The sequence below is a fragment of the Streptomyces sp. 2A115 genome, assembly GCF_052245575.1.
Taxonomy (GTDB): Bacteria; Actinomycetota; Actinomycetes; order Streptomycetales; family Streptomycetaceae; genus Streptomyces.
In genome coordinates, this window is sequence record NZ_JBQQCG010000074.1 from 39,479 (window position 1) to 59,637 (window position 20,159).

Consider the following 20,159-nt stretch of genomic DNA (forward strand, 5'->3'; position numbering starts at 1 on the left):
GTGGCGACCCGCCTCGGCCGCCACGGCCTGTCGCTACCGTGCCGCCTCGTCCTCGATGTCGCGGACCAGCTCGATGGCCCGGCCCAGGGTGGCGAGTCGGGCGTCGAGGGTCTCGCCGGCGGGATAGAGACGGACGGTGTCGACACCGACGTCGCGCCACACGCGCAGCCGCTCGCGCACCATGTCCTCGGTTCCGATCAGCGTGGTCGCCAGCACCATCTCGTCGGTGACCAGGCCGGCCGCGCCGTCCCGGTCACCGGCCAGCCAGCGAGTCCGGACCTCGGCCGCGACCTCGGCCCATCCCTGGCGGCTGTAGGCACTGTTGTAGAAGTTCGTGGTCGCGGAGCCCATGCCGCCCAGGCTGAAGGCCAGCTCCTTCTTACGTCCGGCCACCATCGCGCGCAGCGCGTCCTCGTCGTCCGCGAAGGCCACCTCGGCGCCCTGGCAGATGTCGAGGTCGGCGCGCGTACGACCGGCGTTGGCCAGGCCCCGGTCCAGGTGGTCGAAGTACGCCTCCTTGGCACCTTCGGGTACGAAACTGGTACCCAGCCAGCCGTCGGCGATCTCGCCGGTCAGGTGCAGCATCTTCGGCGAGAGGGTGGCCAGGTAGACGGGGATGTCGTACTCGGCGCGCATCGACAGACGCATGGGTTTCGCCTCGCCCGGCAGCGGGATCCGGAACTCCGGCCCCGCGTGGGAGACCTTCTCTCCGGTCGCGGCCTGGCGCACGATCTCGACGGTCTCGCGCATCCGCGACAACGGCCGGGCGAACGGCACGCCGTGCAGCCCTTCGATCACCTGCGGTCCGGAAGGGCCCAGCCCGAGGAGGAAGCGCCCCTGGGAAATCTGCGACAGCGTGATCGCGGCGCGGGCGACGGCCATCGGAGTGCGGGTGCCGAGCTGAATGATTCCCGAACCGAGAAGCATGCGCTCCGTCTTCGCGGCGAGATAGCCCAACGGCGAGGGCGCCTCGGAGCCCCACGCCTCCGCCACCCAACAGATGTCGAGACCGAGTTTCTCCGCCTCGGTGACGTAGTCGACGATCTCCCGCCAGTCGCCCCCGGAGGCTTCGATCGTGGTGGAGGTACGCATCAGAGGCTCGCCTCGCCCGAGGTCTGGGCCCTCTCGGCCAGCTTCTTGATCTCTTCCAGGGTGACCGTCATGTTGGCCTCGAACTCCCGCATGCGCACGAAGACGATTTTCTGCTCCTTCTCCGGCATGCGATCGATGGCGAAGGAGAGACCCGAGCGGGCCGGCCCCATCTGCATCCACTCCCGCAGCAGAGTGCCGCCGTCCCGCGGCTCCAACGTGAACCGCCAGATGGCCGTCGGGTGCTGCGGATCCTCGACCGCCCAGGCAAACCTCCTCGACGGTTCGTACTCGACGATGTGGGAGGTGGTGGCCCACTCCCCCAGCGCCTCGTGCTTGCTGCGGCCGACGAATCGGGCTCCCAGGGCAGGGCCACTTCTGCCGTCCAGCCATTCCACCGACCGCAGCTCGGGGCTCATGCGCGGCATCAGCTCGACGTCGGACACCAGCGCCCACACTCGCGCCGGCGCGGCGGCGATCCAGATGTCGACCTCAGCCGTCGGCTTGTCCGCGTAGCGCGCGCCCGTCCACTCCATGATCCCGCAGCCTCCCTGCCCGCCAAGAACCGTCAAATGAGCACCTGACCAGTAAAGTTGCGTAGATAGACCATCCTGTCAAGGGAACGGACACGGGCCCCGCGGAACTACTGGGTCAGCCCTCGAATCGCTCCCGCACATCCGGCCGTTCGGCCAAACGCGGTGGATAGCCGGGACCCATCCGGGGGCGGGTGTTGTCCGCGGTCATGGGCTCGCCGCAGGCGGCGCACACCACCTCGGCATGGGTCTCCTGCCCGCACACCTCGTGACGCATCACCACGGGCGGGCCCGCCTCACCGGCCAGCCAGCGGTCCCCCCACCGGTTCATCACCAGCAGCACACCGAAGAAGTCGCGCCCCTTCTCGGTCAGCACATAGTCGTACCGGACCGGCTCCGTCTGGTACGGCCGCTTCTCCAGCAGACCCTCCTCCACCAGCCGGCGCAGCCGGTCCGCCAGCGTGTTGCGGGCGATCCCCAACGACTCCTGGAACGCGTCGAACCGCCGGATCCCGTAGAAGGCCTCACGCAGCACCAACGGCGTCCACCAGTCCCCGAGCAGGTCCATGGTCCGCGCGATCGAGCAGGGCCACTGCGCAAAGGATGTCCGCCTCATGACAGCCAGCATAGGTTCGTCCAGTCGTGAGACCCAGCAGGTAGACCGAGCAAGTAGACCGAGCGGCGGTCGGTGCGCGATCTCTTGCGTTCCATCAATAACGAAGTTATGTTGCCGCCATGAAACCTGACTTGCTGGGCAGAAGGCTGGTTGTCACCGGAGCGGCACGCGGCATCGGCGAGAAGGTGGCCCGACTGGCCGCCGCCCGAGGGGCCCGTGTGACCGTGATCGGGCTGGAACCCGATCGGTTGCGCGACCTCGCCGAGGACCTGGGCCCCGCCGCTTCATGGCGTGAGGCCGATGTGCGCGACGGTGCCGCCCTGCGGTCGGCGATCGACGCGGCGGCGGATGTGATGGGCGGCATCGACCTCGTCGTCGCCAATGCCGGCGTGGTGGCGTACGGGACGGTGCGGCAGACGGACGAGGCGTCGTTCGAGCGGGTCCTGGACATCAACCTGAACGGTGTGTTCCGCACCCTCAAGTACGCGACGCCCCACCTGGAGCGCAGTCGGGGTCATGTACTGGTCGTGGCGTCCGCGCTGTCGTTCATGCCGCTGGCCGCGATGGCCTCGTACGGCGCGAGCAAGGCGGCGGCCGAGCTGCTCGCCCTGACCTACCGCCAGGAGGTGGCGCATCTCGGGGTCACGGTCGGCCTGGTGCACCCCTCCTGGATCGACACGGACCTCGTCCGGGGCGCCGAGGCGGACCTCCCTTCCTTCCAAGGGCTGCGTCGGCGCCTGCCCTATCCGGGCAACGTCACCACGAGCGCCGACCGGGCGGCTGCCGCGATCGTCGACGGGCTCGTGCGCCGACGCAGCCGCGTGTACGTGCCGCGCGCGGTCGCCGTGGCCAACTGGGCGAAGGGGGCGCTGAATTCACCGCTGGCCTGGCCCTGGGCGAGGCGCTTCGCGGCCCGGGCGGTTCCGTCCCTCGAACGGGAGGTCGCGGCGTTGGGGAGGCATGACCAACTCACGCCCGGCACCGATGCCCCGATGTAGAGACCAGGCCGTCCTGGCCGCGCACCGGACTGCGCCCAACCACACGACTTCTCAGCGGTCTTGGACGATCGAGGCGTACAAGCGCGCGCCGGCCTCGTGCGAGGCCTCGGCACGTTCCCGCTCGTCACCCAACCCCACAGAGAAGTTCACGCCCATCGGCAGGAGCACCTGCGCCACGGCGTCGTCGAACTCGACGAAATGCTCAGCCAGTTCAAGGGTGATGTAACCGTGCACGAAACTCCACAACTGGGCGGCGACGACTTCGGGTTCCTGCCGCTCGACCCTGCCGGAGCGCACGAGCCGTTCGCACGCCGCGATGACATGAGCGTGGGCTTCCCGAAAGGCCGGGGAATGCCCACTCAGGCGAAGGTCCGCATCCGACAGAGGCCGGTACGTCGCCCGAGTGGACAGCCCGAACATCAAGTCGTAGAGGTGAGGGTTCTCACGGGCCAGCCGACGGCAGGTCAAGGCCATGGCGAAGAGATCCGCGATCGCGTCCTCCGTCACCGGCACCCGGGCGAACGCTCTGCAGAGTTCCTTGAATCCATGGTCGGCAACAGCGCTCATCAGCTCGGGGATCCCACCGAAGTGGCTGTAGACCACCATCGTCGACAGTCCGCTCGCGGAAGCCACCGTGCGCGCCTTCAAAGCCGATGGCCCCTGTTCGGCCAGCAGACCGATCGCCGCCCGCACAAGCCGTTCCGGTGCGTCGTCAAGCCTCGCCCGCCCTGCCATATCTCGCACGCCTCCACCGTTGACACACCGGAAATAACTTGGTTATGTAATTCCTCGCGGCAATAGTACACATCGCACGTGAGTACACATCGCACGTGACACCGTCTCGGATACACGCGTCCGTCCTCGGCCTCGGCCTCGTCCTCGTCCTCGGACACGTCATCACGCGCTGTTCCAGTCTCCTGCCGTCTGTGCGGACACAGCCCGTCGGGGCGAACCCGGCCTCGTCGCCGCGACACGCGGCGACACGCATCCGCGACTGTCCCCCATGCACTGCCCACCCCTTCCACGCACTGCCCACCCCTTCCACCCCCATGAACTCAGCACGGGAGCAGAATTCATGCCGTACAAAGACAAGGGCCAGCTGGAGATCGAAGATCGCGGAGCCGTCCTGATCGTCCGGGTCGACGGCGGCCCGCACCAGGTGTTCGGCCTCGATATCGCTCATCAGCTGGACAAGTTGGTAGCCCGGGCCGACCGCGATCCGAGCATCCGTGCCGTCGTCTTCACCGGGGCACATCCCGAGCGGTTCGTCAGCCATGCCGCGGTTCGGTGGCTGCAGGAGGAGGGCGCCGCGAGCCCCACGGTCGGCCGACGCGGTGCCGCCGCCGTCGTACGCGCGGCGAAGCACGTGGACCGGTCCCGTGTCCTCGGGCCCTTGATGCGCAGGACCCCGATGCGGGGAGCCCTCCAACTGGAGCGTCTGCACACGACGTTCCTCCGGATGAACGCCAGCGGTGTCGTCTTCGTCGCCGCCCTCAACGGTTCGGCTCTCGGCCTCGGCGCCGAGTTCGCCTGGGCGTGCGATCTGCGGGTCATGGCCGACGGGGACTGCTTCATCGGCCAGCCGGAGATCCTCCTCGGCATCATCCCGGGTGGAGGCGGCACCCAGCGACTGACCCGCCTGATCGGCACCCACCGGTCCCTGGCCGCGATCCTCGAAGGCAAGCCGTTCACGCCCGCGGAGGCTCTCGCCAATGGGGCGGTCGACCAGGTCGTGCCGCAGGACAAGGTGCTCGCGCAGGCGATCGAACTCGCGGAACGCTTCGGCAAGCGGTCGAAGGGTTCGGTCGCGGCCGCCAAGAGGTCGGTGTACTTCGGCGGCTCGATGTCGCTGGAGGACGGTCTGCACGTCGAACGCGCCGAGTTCTTCACCAGAGTCATGTCGAAGGAGGGGCAGAAACTGATGCTCGACTACATGGAGACCACGGACGCCACCGGCGAGCTCCCGCTCTACCGGCCGGACACCTACGCGCAGGCGCTCGCCTCGGGCAGCGTGCCCGGGCGCCGCTCGGCGAACGGACGGTGAGCCGACGATGACCACTGCGCACTCCTTCACCCGGCACGACATCACCTTCCCCTCCGGCGACAGCACCTGCGCCGGATGGCTGTACCTCCCCACGGGCGTCACCTCCCCGCCCGTCGTCGTCCTCGGGCACGGCCTGGGCGCCACCCGCGAGATGCGCCTGGACGCCTTCGCCGAGCGTTTCGCACAGGCCGGCATCGCCGCCGTGGCCTTCACCTACCGGCACTTCGGCGACAGCGGCGGCCACCCGCGCCAGCTGCTGTCGATCAAGCGTCAACTCGCCGACTGGGACGCCGCCCTCGCCTACGTCAAGGCCCGCCCCGACGTCGACCGCTCCCGCGTCGCGGTCTGGGGCAGCTCCTTCGGCGGCGGCCACGCCATCACCGTCGCCTCACGCCATCCCGAACTACGAGCCGCCGTGGCCCAGTGCCCGTTCACCGACGGTCTCGCCTCCGCGCTCGCGCTGGGCCCGGTCGCCTCGCTCAGGATGATCCCCGTGCTCGCCCTGGATCTGGCGACCAGGGTTCGCGGCAGGGCACCCGCCATGGTTCCCATCGCCGCCGCCCCCGGTTCACCGGCGCTCATGAACGCCCCGGACGCGCTGCCCGGATACCAGGCGCTGCAGCCGCCCGGGACGACGTTCCGCAACGAGGTGGCGGCTCGGGTGATCCCGACCATCGCCGCCTACCGGCCCGGGCGGGCGGCGAAGAAGGTCACCATGCCGATCCTCTTCTGCGTCAGCGACACCGACTCGGTCACGCCTCCCGCCCAGACTCTCCGGTACGCGGGCACCGCGCCCCGGGGAGAGATCAAGAGGTACGACGCCGGCCACTTCGACTTCTACACCGGCGAGACCTTCGAGCAACTGGTCCGCGACCAGATCGAGTTCCTCGCCCGCCGCCTGCACCCGGCACCCGCCCCGTCGACTCCTTGACCGGAGCCCACCGACTCCTTGACCGGACCGCATCACACCGAGACAGGTACGCCCGCCATGAACTTCGCTTCTCTGCCCGACCGCCGCGCCGAGCTCGCCCCCCACGGGGCCGCGGTCGCCGACGGGCACCAGTCCCTCACCAACACGCAGCTGCTGAGCCGCGTCCGAATGGCGGCACGTCAGCTGGAGGACCACGGAATCGGTCACGGTGACGTCGTCGCCCTCAAGCTGACGAACCGTGCCGAGTTCGTGATCCTGCTGTTCGCCGCCTGGCGGCTCGGCGCCACCATCACACCGGTCAACCCGAGCATGACCGACGTCGAAGTGGTTCGACAGCTCCAGGACTCCGGTGCGCGCCTGCTGGTGGTCGAGGACGGTGCGGCCGTAATGGCGCACGGTGTCGCCGTACTCGCCGTCGGCGAACTGGGCGAAGGAACGGTAGAGCCGGATCAAGCACCGCTTCTGGACCCGGCCACGCTGGCCCTGCTCATCTACACCAGCGGTACGACCGGAGTGCCCAAGGGTGTGATGCTCGACCACGCCAACATCGACGCCATGGTGGAGATGGGGCGCCAGGCGTTGGAAATAGGGCCGGCCGACCGGTGCCTGCTGATCCTGCCGCTCTTCCACGTCAACGGCATCGTGGTCAGCGTCCTTCTGCCGCTGCTCGTGGGCGCGAGCGTCGCCATCGCGGGCCGGTTCGATCCCCGTACCTTCTTCGATCTCGTCGAGCAGGAGCGCCCCAGCTTCTTCAGCGCGGTGCCGACGATCTACAGCATGCTCGCGGCGCTCCCGGCCGATGTCCGGCCCGACACATCGTCGCTGCGGTTCGGAGTCTGCGGTGCCGCACCCGCCTCCGCCGAGTTGCTGACCCGGTTCGAGGCCCGGTACGGATTTCCGCTCGTCGAGGGGTACGGCCTGTCCGAAGGAACCTGCGGCTCCACCATCAACCCCGTCGCCGGCCCTCGACGCGCCGGAACCGTGGGGCTTCCCTTCCCCCGCCAGGAGATCCGGATCGTCGACGCGCACGGCAGCGAGGTGGCGCCGGGCATGGACGGTGAAGTCGCCGTGCGGGGCCCCAACGTCATGCGTGGTTACCTCGGCCGTCCGGACGAAACGGCCAGGGTCATCGTCGACGGCTGGCTGCACACGGGCGATGTGGGCCACCTCGACGCCGAGGGGTATCTGACCCTGGTCGGACGCTCGAAAGACATGATCATCCGTGGCGGGGAGAACATCTATCCCAAGGAGATCGAGGACGTGCTGGCGGGCGACCCGTCGGTGCTCGAGGCCGCCGTGATCGGCGTACCCGACGAAAAGTGGGGAGAGGTGGTCGTCGCCTACGTCCAGCCTCGACCGGAGTCGACCGTCGATCCGTCGGCGCTCAAAGCCCTCTGCGCGCGCAGCCTCACCGGCTACAAGCGCCCGACCGCGTTCTTCGTGGTGGAAGCCATCCCGAAGAACGCGGTCGGCAAGATCGACAAAGCCTCGTTGCGTGCCGGCCACGCCGCCCTCTCGGCCCGGTCCTGATCCTCCAAGGCCTTCGTCGTCCGCCGACCCGGCACCGACCTCACCGCGGAGGAGGCCATCGAGCTCATCGCGCGCCAGGTCGCCCCGAAGTCCTACATCGAGCCGTGCGAGGTGGGCGCTCCGCTGGACGGCCCCGCCGTCGGCCGCGTCCTGGCCTCCCGTCCTGGCTCCAATGCCGAGGGTTTCGCTCCCGGTGACTATGTGGTGCACGTTCTCGGCCGGCGCGACCCCGCGGTTCTCGACGCGGCGGGCACTCAGAAGGTGGACCCGAGTCTCGCGCCACTCCCCGCCTACCTGGGCGTGCTCGACGTTCCCGGCCTCACCGCGTACATCGGGCCGGAGCGGTTCGCGAAGATCAAGGAGGGCGAGCTCTGACTCCACCTTCGACGGACCGCGAAAGGGGTCTGCCGTGCGTACGGCAGGCCCCTTTCGCAATGGTCGTGGGTACGGTCGCCGCGCCCGGGGCGGGCGCGACCTCTCCGCGCGACCTCTCCGCGCGACCTCTCCGCGCGACCTCTCCGCGCAGCGCGCTTGCGATCACTGACTTCGCCACTTAGAATTATGGTCGTAATTTAAAAACTCCACTTCACCAGGACCCTTCATGGACCTCTACGCCAACACCGCCCTTGTCACCGGAGCCAACCGGGGCTTCGGCCGAGCCCTCGCCGCCGAACTGCTCAGCCGCGGCGCCACCGTCTACGCCGGCGCCCGCAACCCCGAGCAAGTCGATCTGCCCGGCGCCAAGCCGATCGCGCTCGACATCACCGACCCCGCCTCCGTCGCAGCCGCCGCCGAGGCCACCGGCGACGTGACCATCCTGGTCAACAACGCGGGGTCATCCACCGGCGCCGACCTGCTGGCCGCCGACCTGGACGACGTCCGCCTGGAGATGGACACCCACTACTTCGGCACCCTCTCGGTGACCCGCGCCTTCGCACCGCAGATCGCGGCCAACGGCGGCGGGACGATCCTGAACGTCCTTTCCGGCCTGTCCTGGGTCAGCTTCCCGGAATTCGGCGCCTACTCCGCCGCCAAGTCCGCGCAGTGGTCGCTCACCAACGCCCTGCGCCTCCAGCTCGCCGACCAGAGCATCCGAGTGGCCGGCCTGCACGTCGGCTTCATGGACACCGACATGGTCCGGGCCGTCGACGCGGCCAAGTCCGACCCCGCCGACATCGCCCGGATCGCCATCGACGGCATCGCCGCCGACGCCTACGAGATCCTCGCGGACAACGCCGCCCGCCAGGCGCAGGCCGCACTGGCCGGAGGCGTCTCCGTGCTCTACCCGCAGCTCCACTGAGGGCCGACCGCCCAGGAATCCGCACGGCTCCCGCTGGATGCCGGTGCCCGCTGTCGTCCGCCGTGCCGTCGCCCGTCGGCATCCACGTCCGTTGATCCATCGCCAAGTGCGTCTGCCTGCCCAGGGAGCGCCATGGACCAGCACCGTAAGCAACCGGCTCGGGGCGGCAGCGCCGTGTGGGCCGCGGTCATCAGCAGCGCGGCCGGATTCAGCGCCGCGCTCGAGGACCTCGGCGGCGGCCCGGCCGGTGCCGCCGGGACCGGCGACAGCACCCCCTGGATCATCAAGGACAGGGGCAACGAGTCATACCGGCCCCGAAGGCCACGAGCCCGAACCGGGCTCCACGAGCAAGGTAATGGGCTCACCGGCTCGTCCTGCCGGCCAGGAAGGGCCGCAGATGCGCCAACAGCGCCTCCGGTTGCTCCTCCGGGATGAAGTGGCCGCACTCCGGGATCTCGGCACCGGTCACGTCGTCCGCGTAGCCACGCCAGATCTCCAGTGTCGGCAGGCGGGCAGGCAGCCCCACGGAACCCCACAGCGCCAGCAGCGGGATGGTGAGGCGGCGGCCTTCGGCGGCGTCGATGTCGTCGAGCGCGGTGTCCTCCTCCATGGCTCGGTAGTCGTCGAGGCTCGCACGCAGGGCGCCCGGGCGGGAGAACGCACGGACGTAGCCGTCGACCGCGTCCGCTGTGAGTGCGTGGCGGTTGTAGGTCCACCGCTCGAAGAAGTACTCGAGATACCCGCGGATGTCGGGCCCCACCAAGCGCTCGGGCAGATCGGGCTGCATGTGGAACAGCCAGTGCCAGTACCCGGAGGCGAGCGAGGCGTCCAGGCGGCGGAACATCTCCCGGGTGGGAACGATGTCGAGCACGGCCAGCCGCTCCACCTGGTCCGGGCGGTCCAGCGCCCAGCGGTGCCCCACGCGAGCGCCGCGGTCGTGGCCCACGACCATGGCCCGCTCGAAGCCGAGCGCCTCGACGAGGCCTGCCATGTCGGCGGCCATACGTCGCTTGTCGTAACCAGTGGTGGGCTTGTCGCTCAGGCCGTATCCGCGCAGGTCCGGCGCCACAACGGTGTGGTCGACGGCGAGATCCGCCAGTACCGGCCGCCAGCAGTCGGAGGTCTGCGGCCAGCCGTGGAGCAGGACAAGCAGAGGTCCGGACCCGGCTCGGACGTAGTGCAGGCGGACCCCGTCCACCTGCGTCACTCCGGTCGTCACTGTCGGCTGTCCCACGGTTGCGCCTTCCTGTTACGAGCCGACCGTCCGGCTGACGGAGGAGTCCTCAGCTCACTTGGGCGACCTCATACGAAAGGCTGGGCCCGGGACGCTCTCGATGTCCTTCGCTTGCACCGGGTGGCCTTGTTCGCAGCTAATCCGGACGTCGACGTGCGCGCCGCACTCACGGTGTCGCGCCAATACCGCCGGCCCCTCCGGGTCGGCGCGGTAACGGTCACCCCACTGCAACAGCCCCATCACGGCCGGCACCAGATCCATACCCTTGGGCGTGATCACATACTTCGGCCGACTCCGCGAACCGGGCTCCTTGTACGTCTCGGTCGCCAGGATCCCTTCCTCCACCAGCATCCGAAGCCGCGTCGCCAGAAGGTTACGAGGACAGCCGAGGACACGTTCGAAGTCCCCGAACCGGGACGATCCGTACCACACCTCACGCAGGATCAGGATCGTCCACTTCTCGCCCACGATCTCAAGAGTCCGCGCGATCGAGCAGTTGGACGTGTCCCGGTCGAGTCGGGGGTCCATGCCGGTGTCCTGAAGAACTTCGGTCCACGCATCCATAGGAGCGATTCTAACCGAGTTTAAGTTTACTTATAGATACTCAGCCTTCGGTGCCGCGATCGGCCACTCGACCTGGCCGCGCACGAGCAGCACCAAGACCTCCTACCGAGTCCTTCATCGGGCGATCCGCCGGACGATCCGCCGACCCACCCGAGCGCGGAGCCGGAAACGGATGACAGAGAGGCCCTGGGGCCGTGCGAGACCCCAGCGGTGGATGGCCTTGAGCTGGGCGAAGTACGACGTGAGGGAGATCGCCTTGTCCCGGTCCCGGGTGCGCTCCTTGAGGCGGGCCAGGAACCCACCACGAGACATGGCGGACGCGAGAGAAGGGTCCCTCTTGCGGCCCGTCGGCCCGCCACTTAGAATGATGAACGTAATTCAATCGCTGGCCGCCAGTCACACCGGCATCCAGGACGCGAGGTAAGGCCGCTCCGAAGAGTTCTGCCACCGAGACAAGCCTCGGGCACTGGGCCCAGCGTGCCCGCCACGCGCTCGTCACCGAGGCTGCTGCAAGGTCGTCGTCGGGATGCCGTGAAGAACCCGCTCCCTTCTGGTCCTCCAGCAAACGAGAACGCCCCCGACACCCACCCACCAGCCCACCCACATGAAAGACCTGGACATGAGCGCACCGCGAAATTCCCCGTCCCCCTCACGGTCGTCGTACAAGAACGCGCCAACCCGCTCCGTGTCCGTCGACGGAGTGGACTTCGTCTATCGGCAGCTCGGCCCCGAGGACGGCGTGCCGCTGATCCTCCTGATCCACCTGGCCGGAAACCTGGACAACTGGGATCCGCGCGTCGTCGACGGACTCGCCGCACGACGTCGGGTGATCACCTTCGGCAACCGCGGGGTGGGCGGGTCGGGAGGCTCCACGCCGGACACGATCGAAGGGATGGCCCACGACGCGGTGCGGTTCATCCGTGCCCTTGGCTTCGACCAGGTCGATCTGTTCGGTCTGTCGATGGGCGGCTTCGTCGCGCAGGTCGTCGCGGAAGAAGAACCGCGCCTCGTCCGCAAGGTCATCCTCGCGGGCACGGGCCCCGCCGGCGGCGATGGCATCGACAAGGTTCCGGCTCTTGCCATCCAGGCCACCATCAAGGGCGCCCTGATCCGCCAGGACGCGAAGCTCTCCCTCTTCTTCACCGAAACCGCGAGCGGCCGACAGGCAGGACGCGCCTTCCTGCGGCGACTGAAGGAGCGCACGGACAACCGCGACAAGGACTTCTCGCTTCCATCGCTCCGCGCCCAACTGAAGGCCGTCAAACGATGGGGCCGCCAGGCACCGTCAGACCTGTCGGCAATTCGCCAACCCGCCCTCGTGGCAAACGGTGAGAACGACCGGATGGTGCCCAGCCACAACACAATCGACCTGGCCGCTCGTCTGCCCAAGAGCGAACTTGTCCCCCTCTACCCTGATTCCGGCCACGGGGGGATCTTCCAGTACCACGAGGATTTCGTGGCAAGGGCGATTGGGTTCCTCGAGTCCTGAGTTTGATCGAATGTCGTTGGAGCAGGCCCCACATTCGCCGTGCTGACGCCCGAACCAGAGGCGCGATGGGATCTCCGGCCGATCTGGACTTTCAACGGGATCACGCCACGGCGTGCGTTCGTCGATAGATCGTCAGAACATGGTGCCGCCGTTGGCGGAAGCCTCCGGGGAGGACGTCCGATATCATGGCACGAATTCCACCTTTCGACGGGATCACGCCATGGCACACATTCACCGAGTCGCCGTTCTGGCCATGGACGGTGTGTACCCCTTCGAGTTGGGCATTCCCAGTCGGGTCTTCGGGGCCGCAGACGGCCGCTACGAGGTCCTCACCTGCAGCGTCGACGGCCGCCCGGTACGCACCAACTCCGACTTCTCGATCACCGTCGAGCACGGCCCGGAGGCGCTGCGCACCGCCGACACCGTCGTCCTCCCGCCCTTCATCTCCACCGCCGCCACAAAGGAAGTGCCGCAAGCCGTGGTCCAGGCGCTCGCGTCCGTGACTCCCGGCACCCGCCTCGTATCGATCTGCACCGGCGCCTTCATCCTCGCCGAAGCCGGTCTCCTCGACGGCCGGCCGGCCACCACCCACTGGGTGGTCGCGGACCTCTTCCGCGAGCGCTTCCCACAGGTCGCACTGGATCCCGACGTCCTTTTCATCGACGACGGAGATGTGCTGACCTCGGCCGGCGCCGCCTCCGGGCTGGACGTCTGCCTGCACATCATCCGCAAGGACCACGGCACTGAAGTCGCCAACCAGGTGGCCCGCCTGTGCATCGTCCCCCCGTGGCGCGACGGAGGACAGGCGCAGTACATCCAGCACCCGGTGCCGGAGGCCACGGCCAGCGGAACGGCCACCGCCCGCCAGTGGGCCCTGGAGAACCTCCACGAGCCCATGACCTTGACGGACCTCGCCGAGCATTCCCACATGAGCCTGCGCACCTTCGCTCGCCGCTTCACCGAAGAAGTGGGTATGAGCCCGGGACGCTGGCTGATCCAGCAGCGCGTCGACCGGGCGCGACACCTGCTGGAAACCACCGACCAGCCGGTGGACGAGATCGCCGGCCAAGTCGGCTTCGCCGGCGGCACATCACTACGAGAACACCTGCATGCCGCCATCGGCGTCTCACCGATCACCTACCGGCGCACCTTCCGCGGCACCCCGTCCCTCACGCACTGACCACCACCGCACCCACCGCTCCGCGAGCGCGGTGACGAACCGGCGCACCGGCGCACCGCCACGGCCGGGGGCACGGCCGTCGCCAACACAGCACGCGCCCGTCCATGCCGCAGGGCGCCCGTCAGCCGTGTCGGCACACCGCTTGAACCCACACCGCGCTCTTTCCTCGCCACAGAGCCGACTGCCGCGAGGCCTCAAGGGCAACAGCCCGACCGGCGGCCCGCCAAAGAGCAGCGCGAGTTGCTCAGCGAGGGTCTGAGGGTCTCATCGGGGTCTGATGAGCGTCTGATGACGGTCTGAAATCCCTGCCTGATCCCGGGACCGGGAGCCGTTGTTGACCCGGGGCGCCTCATGACCAGTACAGGCGGCGTGAACCCTCAGTGGACGCCGGACCGCCGAGGTCGGGCTACGTGGCTCCTGGCATGACCTGCGCGCCGACCGGCCCCTCGACCCTCAGCCGACCATCCCGTCCAGGTACGCCTGGTGCACCTGGTACGGCGGCTGACCCAGCCCGACGGACCGTGACAGAGATCATCCCTGCGGTACGAGTCCGGGCATCGGCGAGCCAGTCGGGCAGCACCGGCATACCGCCGGTCACTCCATCAAACGCAGCCCGTCCTCAAAGTCGACGCGCGCGAGGTCGGCGCGCGAGACGATGCCGAGCTTGGGGAACACGTTGGCCAGGTGATGACCCACCGTACGAGGACTGATCAGCAGCTGTGCCCCGATCTCCCGGTTGGTGAGTCCCTCCGCGGCCAGCCGTACGACTCTCAGCTCCTGCGGCGTGAGGGTCGTTGGGATGTCCCGTGCCCGTGCCCACTCGGAGTCCCGGCGCGGTTGCTGCCCGGTCAGCTCCTGTTCGGCCCGGGTGCGGGCGAGCAAGGGAGCCGCGTCGAGTCGCTGGAAGGTTTCCGCGGCTTCCGCCAGCTGTGCCCGGGCCTCGGTACGACGCCGGGCCCGCCGCAGCCACTCGCCGTACAGCAGGCGCGTGCGGGCGTAGTTGAAGGGCCGAGACGCGGCTCCGGGGACATCCAGCGCAAGCTGGAACTGCTTCTCCGCATCCGCCCCCGACGCCAGCAGTGCGTGGACCAGGTGCGTCGCGGAGATCGCCCACGCCGCGTTGGTCCGTTCGGCCCACCGCCGCAGCAGCCGCGCCTGTTCCTCGGCCGTCGCCCGCTGCCCGGCCTGGAGGGCGGCCTCGGCGGTGTCCGGCGCGGCGAGCAGCGCGACGGTGTCGTTCGCCGCGTGGTGCCCCTCCTCGCCCAGCCGGACCAGGCGGTCCAGCGCCTCCTCGGCCCGGCCGGCGAAGAGCGCCGACATACCGAGGTTCCACTCCGCGCAGGCGGTGAAGACGCGCACCCCACGCGGCACCCAAACCTCGATGATCCCGTCAGAGACGTCCCTGACGGTCCTCTCATCGCCTTGCGCGGCTGCCAGCCATCCGAGACCGGTGCCGCACTGCCCCGCCAAGTGGTCGTCGCCGATCCCCTGGGCCACGTGGAGCCCCTCAAGGGCGTTCGCCTTGGCCGAGGTCCAGGAGCCTTGCGCGAGGTCGGGCGCCACGGTCTGGGCCAGCGCCTGGGTCAGGGCGGTGACCTGGTCCGTGTGCCGCAGCGCGTCGATCTCGCGGCGGAGCGCCTCCTGCAGGGCGGACTCGATGCCCCAGGCCACCGCCAGCGGTGCCGGTGGCATCAGGAGCCAGGAACTGCCGCTGAGCCGGGTGAGGATGTCAGCGCCGGGGGCCACGACCTGGTCGCGGTCATCGGCGCCGCCGCCCCCGTCCTCCGTCCACCATGCGCGCAGCAACGGCAGCAGCTCGGCGTTCGGGAAGCCCCCTTGCGGGAGCCGCCGCTCGAGCCGCTGGAGCGCCTCGCGCTGGAGTGCGCCACGACTGGCCGCCCACGCCGCCCGCAGCGCCATGCTGCCGAGCCTGAACGCCTGCCCCGGATCGGCCACCCGTTCCATGTCCCGGGTCAGCTGACGGCAGGCGGTTTCCAGATCGCCGTGCGCGAACTCGATCAGCCCGCGCAACCCCTCGCTGAGATCCGCGACCGTGGATGCGGAGGAAATCCCTTCGGCCTGCTTCAGCATTCCCCGCGCCACGTCGACGTGGCCGGCCTCCCAGGCCGCCCTCGCTCCGTGAGCCAGCCGTCTGGCCGCGTCATCCGTCGAGGGGGACAGCTTCGCCGCACGCCGCAGGGCACGGGCCGCCGTGGCACAGCCCCCGCGTGCCCAGGACCGGTGGGCCGACTCCTCCAGCAGCCGGGCCACCTCCTCGTCGGCGCGGCCCACGGCTTCCAGAGCCGCGGCGAGGTGCCAGGGGCGCAGCTCGTCGGCGTTCTCACCGGTCAGTACGGAGGCGAGCGCATGATGAACGGCCTGCCGGTTCGCGGGCGGCGCCTCCTCGTAGACCACCGCCTCCATCAGCTGGTGGCGGAAGCGGACGCGACCGTCCGAGCGCGTGGTGAGCAGGCCCGAGTACAGCGCCTCGTCCCACGCGACCGGGTCGAGGCCGAGCACAACACCTGCCTGGCGCATGGTGTTGCGATCGCTACGGTCATCGGCGGCGGCGAGAAGGAGCGCGGTGCGGGCGGGTGCGGACAACCTCTCGATCCGGGCGCGGAAGGCACGGCGCAGGCGTGGCCCGACGGCGATCCGCTCATCGGCGAGAGGGTGCGCCGAGATGTCGCCGGCCGCCACGGACGTGGTCAGCTCCTGGAGTGCGAGGGGATTTCCGGCTGCCGCGCGGATCGTGCACCGGATCACCGCCTCGTCGGCTTGCGGAGCGACGGCACGGGCGAGGAGCCGGGCGTCCTCGTCGTCCAGCTCCCGGACCTCCAGGGCCGCCAGTTTCTCCCAGGGGCCGTCGGCGGGGTCGTCGTGTCCGGTGAGGAGCATGGCCACGGGTTTGTTGCGCAGTCGGCGCGCGGCGAAGGCCAGGCACTGTGCGGATGGCTCGTCGAGCCATTGGGCATCGTCGGCGATGATGAGCACCGGCCGTTCCGTGGCGAGCTCGCCGACGAGCGTCAGTACGGCCACGCCGATCAGGAACCGGTCCGCCACGTCGCCGCTCATCCCGAGCGCCCCGTTCAAGGCGTTGGCCTGCGGCTCCGGGAGCGTACTGATCCGCTCCGTCACCGGCCACAGCAGTTCGTGCAGTGCGGCGAACGTCAGCCCCGACTCCAGGCGAGTGCCCCCGCATCGCAAGACGGCGAAGTCCGCGGCGGCTGACTCGGCCACGTATTCGAGCAGGGCGGTCTTGCCGATGCCGGGGTCACCCCACAGCACCAGCGTTGCCCCGTCGCCTTGCCGAGCACCGTCAAGGATCCGGTCAAGGGCTGCCTGCTCCTGGCGCCGTCCGTATAGGTCCATTTGCTTGAAATCTTAAATGGCTGCGGTCGCCCCGAGCCACTCCCGGTACCCGCGTTCACCCAGATTTGGCGGTTCCATGACCGATACGGTGACGGATCCGCTGCCGGCCCTTCATCAGTAGCGTCGGAAACGTGATCAGCGCATTCGCGAAACTGCGCTACGCCGTCGGCCCGGCCCCCGGAGGCATCAGCACGCTCCGCCGCGTCGTCCCCGCCCGGGCCTTCGACAGACAACTCCGCCACTCAACCGGCCGGCCGACTGTGCCGTGAAGCAACCACCAAGATCTCAAAGCAACGGCAGCAAGGAGAAGTACGCCGCTGACGCCGTCATCCGCGACGACGGCGAGAAGCCGGACGACACCCCGAACACACCCTCAGTCGGGCCTGGTCGACCTCGACGCCCCGTTGCGGTGGGCCCGCGCCGCCGAGCCCACCGCCACCCCGCACGCCGAGGGCGACGCGGCAGGCCTCACCCAGGGCTCCAGCTCGCCGTCCACCGCATCGTCCAGGAAGTCCTGACCAACATCGTCGAGTACGCCTCCCCCCGTACACCGCGGCGCACGTCATCGTCACCCCCGCCCTCCACGCGGTAGACGTCACCGCCGAGGCCACCGGACCGTCGTGCACCCCACGGGTGGACGGCCATGACGGCGGCGATCCAGAAGCCCGTCGGCATACGCGAGCGGGCCGCCCTCTGCCAAGGAGGGGGCACCACGGGCCCCAACTCCCGCGGCGACTGGACCGTCCGTGCCCTTCTCGTCCCCACCACCCCCACCACCGCCCACACGGAGACTTGGCATGACCACCGTTCTCATCGTCGACGACCACGCCCTGCAGCGCTTCGGCTTCCGGATGCTTCTGGAACACCACCCCGATCTGACCGTGGTGGGCGAGGCCGCCCACGGCGCCGAAGCGGTCCGCAAAGCCGCCGAACTGCGCCCCGACGTCGTGCTCATGGACGCACGGATGCCCGGCATGGACGGCATCGAGGCCACCCGCCGCATCGTCGAGTCCGGAGGCCGCTCCCAGGTCCTGGTCCTGACCACCTTCGACATCGACGAGCACGCGTACGACGCCCTGCGCGCCGGTGCCAGCGGGTTTCTGCTGAAGGACGCACTGCCCGACGAACTCGTCGCCGGTATCCGGGCCGTGGCCGCCGGGGACGTGGTCATCGCCCCCGGCCTGACTCGCGAGCTCATCGACGTCTTCCCCGACCGGCTGCCCGGCCGCGCCCCCGGCCAAAAGCGGCAGCTCGCTCTCCTGACCCAGCGTGAACGGGAATCCCTGACCCAGCGCGAGCGCGAGGTGCTGACCGCCATCGCCTCCGGCTGGAGCAACCTCGAGATCGGCGAACGGCTGTCGTTGGCCGAATCCACCGTGAAGACCCACGTCAGCCACATCCTCGCCAAGATCGGCGCCCGCGACCGCGTCCAGGCCGTGATCTTCGCCTACGACACCGGACTGGTCAGACCCGCACGCCCAGCACCACCACACGCAGTCAGTGCCGGCCGCAGAGGCCCTGACGCTCTGCCCGCAGCCGGCTGAGGTCCCCTCACGCGGGGATCCGCACGCAGCCTGCCGCCGACCGGGGCCCGGCTTTCACACCGAGCACCGCCGGCGTCATCCAAATGACCAATCACCAACCCAGTCCGTCAAGGGAAGTCATGGAACAGCAAAGCAAGCAACAGGCCCGGCGCGGCAGCACCGTCTGGGCCGTGTTCATCACCAGCACGGCCGGATTCATCACCGCGCTCGACAACCTGATCGTCACCACCGCCCTGCCCTCCATCCGCGATGACCTCGGCGGCGGCCTGGAAGATCTCGAGTGGACGGTGAGCGCCTACACGCTCACCTTCGCCGTGCTGATGATGTTCGGCGCTTCCCTGGGTGACCGTTTCGGCCGCCGACGGCTGTTCGTCCTCGGGCTTGGCATCTTCACCGCCGCCTCCGCCGCGGCCGCGCTCGCCCCGGGCATGAACGAACTGATCGCCGCCCGCGCGGTGCAGGGATTCGGCGCCGCGATCATCACCCCGCTCACCCTGACCCTGCTGTCGGCCGCCGTCCCCGCTGAGCGGCGCGGTGTCGCCTTCGGTATCTGGGGTGCGGCCAGCGGCCTCGCCGTCGCCATGGGACCGCTCATCGGCGGCGCGCTCACCGAGTACGTCTCCTGGCAGTGGATCTTCTGGGTGAACGTCCCGATCGGCCTGGCGCTGATGCCTCTGGCCCTGCTGCGCCTGAGCGAGAGCCACGGCCCGAACCCGAGCCTGGACCTGACCGGAACCGTGCTGGCCAGCGGCGGTCTGTTCGGCATCGTCTACGCCCTGGTCCGCGGCAACGCCGACGGCTGGACCAGCACCCCGGTACTGGGCGGCCTGATCGGCGGCGCCCTCCTGCTGGTCGCCTTCGTCGCCTGGGAACAGCGCGCCAAGCACCCGATGCTGCCGATGCACCTGTTCCGTCACCCCTCCTTCAGCGCCATCAACGCCGCCAGCCTGCTGATGATGCTCGGCACATTCGGATCGGTCTTCCTGCTCACCCAGTACTTCCAGGACATCGGCGGCTACTCGCCGATGGAAGCAGGCATACGGATGCTGCCCTGGACCGCCATGCCCATGATCGCCGGACCGCTCGCAGGAGCACTCTCCGACCGCATCGGCGGCGGACCGGTCGTCGCGGTGGGGCTTGCCCTGCAGGGCGTGGGCCTGGGGCTCTGGGCGCTGGCCGTCGAGCCGCAGATGCACTACCCCGACCTGCTCCCCGCGCTGATCCTCTGCGGGATCGGCACGGGCATGTTCTACGCCCCCACCGCCAACCTCGTCATGAGCACCGTCCGCCCCGAGGAAGAGGGCATCGCCTCCGGCGCCAACAACGCCATCCGAGAGGTCGGCGGCGCCATCGGCGTCGCGTCCCTGGCGGCCATCTTCTCCGCCCAGGGCGGCTACGGGTCCGCCTCGCTGTTCGTGGACGGACTGATCCCGGCGCTCTGGTTCGGCACCGGTGCGCTCGGCGTGGCGGCGGCACTGACGTTCCTCATCCCCAGCCGGCGCAAGACCGGTGGCCCAGTTGCCGACCTGGCCGCAGGGGATACTCCGGCCGGCGCCCGAGCCGCCATCTGAGCCACGCGCCACGATCAGCGCGCCTCGTACGCCCGTTCACTCTCGATCGAGGGCATCCAGTTCCGCCGCCGACGGACAGGACTGTGCCGGACAGACACCGGCTCGTGTGGATCACCTGCCGGTGGCAGCAGCTCTCCGGCTCCAAGCGTCGGCCCGCGCCTCCG

19 protein-coding genes are annotated in these 20,159 nt (G+C 69.4%); 11 read left to right on the forward strand and 8 right to left on the reverse strand.

Annotated features, from left to right (window positions below):
• Positions 1-33 precede the first annotated feature (33 nt).
• The 3 genes from ACTWQR_RS42280 to ACTWQR_RS42290 form a co-directional block, all read right to left on the reverse strand.
• Positions 34-1,092, reverse strand: a complete 1,059-nt coding sequence (locus ACTWQR_RS42280; protein WP_443232589.1) for an LLM class flavin-dependent oxidoreductase — start codon at positions 1,090-1,092, stop codon at positions 34-36.
• Positions 1,092-1,625, reverse strand: coding sequence for an SRPBCC family protein (locus ACTWQR_RS42285; RefSeq protein ID WP_443232590.1), 534 nt, complete (start codon positions 1,623-1,625; stop codon positions 1,092-1,094). Before ACTWQR_RS42285 ends, ACTWQR_RS42280 begins: the two co-directional genes overlap by 1 nt.
• Positions 1,626-1,740: 115 nt before the next feature.
• Entirely contained in the window at positions 1,741-2,238 is a 498-nt protein-coding gene (locus tag ACTWQR_RS42290) for a winged helix-turn-helix transcriptional regulator (RefSeq protein WP_443232591.1), read from the reverse strand.
• 119 nt (positions 2,239-2,357) lie between these two features.
• On the opposite strand from ACTWQR_RS42290, the gene ACTWQR_RS42295 reads away from it, so the two are divergent.
• Entirely contained in the window at positions 2,358-3,236 is an 879-nt protein-coding gene (locus tag ACTWQR_RS42295; protein WP_443232592.1) for a short-chain dehydrogenase/reductase, read from the forward strand.
• 51 nt (positions 3,237-3,287) lie between these two features.
• On the opposite strand, the gene ACTWQR_RS42300 is transcribed toward ACTWQR_RS42295, so the two are convergent.
• Entirely contained in the window at positions 3,288-3,929 is a 642-nt protein-coding gene (locus tag ACTWQR_RS42300) for a TetR/AcrR family transcriptional regulator (protein ID WP_443232593.1), read from the reverse strand.
• A 382-nt stretch (positions 3,930-4,311) separates the two neighbouring features.
• On the opposite strand from ACTWQR_RS42300, the gene ACTWQR_RS42305 reads away from it, so the two are divergent.
• From ACTWQR_RS42305 to ACTWQR_RS42325, 5 genes are all read left to right on the forward strand, one after another.
• Positions 4,312-5,280, forward strand: a complete 969-nt coding sequence (locus tag ACTWQR_RS42305; protein WP_443232594.1) for an enoyl-CoA hydratase/isomerase family protein — start codon at positions 4,312-4,314, stop codon at positions 5,278-5,280.
• A 7-nt stretch (positions 5,281-5,287) separates the two neighbouring features.
• The gene (locus tag ACTWQR_RS42310) at positions 5,288-6,211 is read left to right on the forward strand and encodes an alpha/beta hydrolase (RefSeq protein ID WP_443232595.1); all 924 of its coding nucleotides are present in this window, start codon (positions 5,288-5,290) and stop codon (positions 6,209-6,211) included.
• Positions 6,212-6,268: 57 nt separating this feature from the next.
• Complete coding sequence (locus tag ACTWQR_RS42315; RefSeq protein WP_443232596.1) at positions 6,269-7,741, forward strand: class I adenylate-forming enzyme family protein; 1,473 nt, start codon at positions 6,269-6,271, stop codon at positions 7,739-7,741.
• 96 nt (positions 7,742-7,837) lie between these two features.
• Complete coding sequence (locus tag ACTWQR_RS42320; protein ID WP_443232606.1) at positions 7,838-8,116, forward strand: hypothetical protein; 279 nt, start codon at positions 7,838-7,840, stop codon at positions 8,114-8,116.
• A 226-nt stretch (positions 8,117-8,342) separates the two neighbouring features.
• A complete protein-coding gene (locus ACTWQR_RS42325; RefSeq protein WP_443232597.1) occupies positions 8,343-9,041 on the forward strand; it encodes an SDR family oxidoreductase in 699 nt (232 codons plus the stop codon).
• Between the two features lie 361 nt (positions 9,042-9,402).
• On the opposite strand, the gene ACTWQR_RS42330 is transcribed toward ACTWQR_RS42325, so the two are convergent.
• The 3 genes from ACTWQR_RS42330 to ACTWQR_RS42340 all read right to left on the reverse strand — a co-directional run bounded on the left by ACTWQR_RS42330 (position 9,403) and on the right by ACTWQR_RS42340 (position 11,151).
• Positions 9,403-10,275: an alpha/beta fold hydrolase gene (locus tag ACTWQR_RS42330; protein WP_443232598.1), complete on the reverse strand. Its 873-nt coding sequence runs from the start codon at positions 10,273-10,275 to the stop codon at positions 9,403-9,405.
• Between the two features lie 54 nt (positions 10,276-10,329).
• Positions 10,330-10,803 carry a winged helix-turn-helix transcriptional regulator gene (locus tag ACTWQR_RS42335; RefSeq protein WP_443232607.1) on the reverse strand — a complete coding sequence of 158 codons (474 nt, stop codon included), beginning with the start codon at positions 10,801-10,803 and terminating at the stop codon, positions 10,330-10,332.
• A gap of 150 nt (positions 10,804-10,953) precedes the next feature.
• A complete protein-coding gene (locus ACTWQR_RS42340) occupies positions 10,954-11,151 on the reverse strand; it encodes a hypothetical protein (RefSeq protein ID WP_443232599.1) in 198 nt (65 codons plus the stop codon).
• A 388-nt stretch (positions 11,152-11,539) separates the two neighbouring features.
• Between ACTWQR_RS42340 and ACTWQR_RS42345 the strand changes: the two genes are divergently transcribed.
• Together ACTWQR_RS42345 and ACTWQR_RS42350 are read left to right on the forward strand one after the other, a co-directional pair.
• Complete coding sequence (locus ACTWQR_RS42345) at positions 11,540-12,328, forward strand: alpha/beta fold hydrolase (RefSeq protein ID WP_443232600.1); 789 nt, start codon at positions 11,540-11,542, stop codon at positions 12,326-12,328.
• 220 nt (positions 12,329-12,548) lie between these two features.
• Entirely contained in the window at positions 12,549-13,508 is a 960-nt protein-coding gene (locus ACTWQR_RS42350; RefSeq protein WP_443232601.1) for a GlxA family transcriptional regulator, read from the forward strand.
• A gap of 594 nt (positions 13,509-14,102) precedes the next feature.
• Here ACTWQR_RS42350 and ACTWQR_RS42355 read toward each other — a convergent pair.
• Entirely contained in the window at positions 14,103-16,880 is a 2,778-nt protein-coding gene (locus ACTWQR_RS42355; RefSeq protein ID WP_443232602.1) for an AAA family ATPase, read from the reverse strand.
• Between the two features lie 131 nt (positions 16,881-17,011).
• On the opposite strand from ACTWQR_RS42355, the gene ACTWQR_RS42360 reads away from it, so the two are divergent.
• From ACTWQR_RS42360 to ACTWQR_RS42370, 3 genes are all read left to right on the forward strand, one after another.
• A complete protein-coding gene (locus ACTWQR_RS42360; RefSeq protein WP_443232603.1) occupies positions 17,012-17,149 on the forward strand; it encodes a hypothetical protein in 138 nt (45 codons plus the stop codon).
• Positions 17,150-17,677: 528 nt separating this feature from the next.
• Positions 17,678-18,424 (forward strand): response regulator, encoded by a 747-nt coding sequence (locus ACTWQR_RS42365; RefSeq protein WP_443232604.1) that lies wholly within the window; start codon positions 17,678-17,680, stop codon positions 18,422-18,424.
• Positions 18,425-18,543: 119 nt separating this feature from the next.
• Positions 18,544-19,995 (forward strand): MFS transporter, encoded by a 1,452-nt coding sequence (locus ACTWQR_RS42370; protein WP_443232605.1) that lies wholly within the window; start codon positions 18,544-18,546, stop codon positions 19,993-19,995.
• Positions 19,996-20,159: the final 164 nt, after the last annotated feature.